1 tRNA gene and 2 rRNA genes are annotated in these 1,302 nt (G+C 57.3%); all 3 read left to right on the forward strand.

The window, feature by feature from the left end:
* A 16S ribosomal RNA gene (locus tag EAO80_RS18810) occupies nucleotides 1-185 on the forward strand; the annotation flags it as partial.
* A gap of 116 nt (nucleotides 186-301) precedes the next feature.
* Nucleotides 302-373, forward strand: a tRNA-Ala gene (locus EAO80_RS18815).
* A 210-nt stretch (nucleotides 374-583) separates the two neighbouring features.
* Nucleotides 584-1,302: ribosomal RNA gene (locus EAO80_RS20135) — 23S ribosomal RNA — on the forward strand; the annotation flags it as partial.

Genomic DNA, 1,302 nt, shown 5'->3' on the forward strand with positions numbered 1-1,302 from the left:
TCGGTAGTAATCGCGTCTCAGAAGGGCGCGGTGAATACGTCCCTGCTCCTTGCACACACCGCCCGTCAAAGCACCCGAGTGAGGTCCGGATGAGGCCGTCGAACGACGGTCGAATCTGGGCTTCGCAAGGGGGCTTAAGTCGTAACAAGGTAGCCGTAGGGGAATCTGCGGCTGGATCACCTCCACTGACCGGGATCAGGCCGATGCGCCTGACCCACCTTAGGCAGTCCGTAGTTCGCGATCGCCCGTATTCCGATCGGGCACCTTAGAACTACCAGGGTTAACACCTCCCGAGAGGGACGGGCCCATAGCTCAGCGGTAGAGTGCCTCCTTTGCAAGGAGGATGCCCTGGGTTCGAATCCCAGTGGGTCCATCTCCGGAGGAGATCGAAACCGTGTCCCTTAAGTGGGACCGGCACCTTCGATCAAATCCGAGCGAGACCGATGCACCGCCCCGTGCAAGCGCGGGTGGGAAGGGTTGATGCACGCACCGTTTCGCAACGGGTGTGCGGATGACGCCGTGTGTACGTGCGATTCAGACGTCCACTGGATCCGTTTACCGGGTCACAGTGACAAATCCAATATCAGCGTGGCTACTGTGCCAGCTGGTGGATGGCTCGGCTCGAGTGCCGACGAAGGACGTGCCAAGCTGCGATAAGCCCTAGGGAGCCGCATGGAGGCTAAGAACTAGGGATTTCCGAATAGGAATCCTCTCGCAATTGCCTTGCGCAATGGGGAACGCCGACAACTGAAACATCTCAGTAACGGCAGGAAGAGAAACCGAATGGGATGTCGTGAGTAACGGCGAGTAAAAGCGACACAGTCCAAACCGAAGCCCTTACGGGCAATGTGGTGTTCGGGCTGACTTTCATCGTCGGATCGTCTGTGTGAAGTCTCCTGGAACGGAGTGCGATACAGGGTGATAGCCCCGTAACACAGGCCAGTACGACGTGCGTCAGTACCAGAGTAGCGGGGGTTGGATATCCCTCGTCAATATGGCCGGCATCGACGGCCAAGACTAAACACTCCTCGAGACCGATAGCGAACAAGTAGCGCGAGCGAAAGCTGAAAAGCACCCTCAGAAGGGAGGTGCAATAGAGCCTGAAATCAGTTGGCGATTGAACGACGGAGCTCAAAAGGCTCTGTGAAGAACGAATCGGGTGCAAGCCCGTAGTAGAATTCACAGGGAGCCGGTGTTCCGTCGTGCGTTTTGAAAAACGAACCAGGGAGTGTACCTGTTTGGCGAGTCTAACCCGAGAACCGGGGAAGGCGTAGGGAAACCGATATGGCCGCAGTCTTACGA

It is taken from the genome of Halalkalicoccus subterraneus, from assembly GCF_003697815.1.
Taxonomy (GTDB): domain Archaea; phylum Halobacteriota; class Halobacteria; order Halobacteriales; family Halalkalicoccaceae; genus Halalkalicoccus; species Halalkalicoccus subterraneus.